At 74.1% G+C, this 297-nt stretch carries 1 pseudogene; it reads left to right on the top strand.

Features of this window, described 5'->3' with window-relative positions:
- Nucleotides 1-68: 68 nt before the first annotated feature.
- Nucleotides 69-297: pseudogene (locus SZN_RS37390) on the top strand (diaminopimelate decarboxylase); the annotation flags it as partial.

The following is a 297-nucleotide window of genomic DNA, read 5'->3' as shown; positions in this document are numbered from 1 at the left end:
ATCGCGGCCGCCAACAAGTCGGCGGGCCGGACGGTCGTCCGCACCCTGCGGATCCTGCCGCGCACGCTATGACGGGCGCGAACGCCGACGTCCTTCCCGAGGGCCACTACTCCGCACCGCCGGCCGACCTCAACGTCCTCGACCCCAAGGTGTGGGCGCGGACGGTCGCCCGCGACGCCGACGGAGTCGCCACCGTCGGCGGGGTCGACGTGAAGACCCTCGCCGAACAGCACGGCACGCCCGCCTACTTCCTCGACGAGGCCGACTTCCGCTCCCGTGCGCGCGCCTGGCGCGACG

It is taken from the genome of Streptomyces zinciresistens K42 (assembly GCF_000225525.1).
Taxonomy (GTDB): Bacteria; Actinomycetota; Actinomycetes; order Streptomycetales; family Streptomycetaceae; genus Streptomyces; species Streptomyces zinciresistens.
This window is presented reverse-complemented; position numbering and strand designations above follow the sequence as displayed.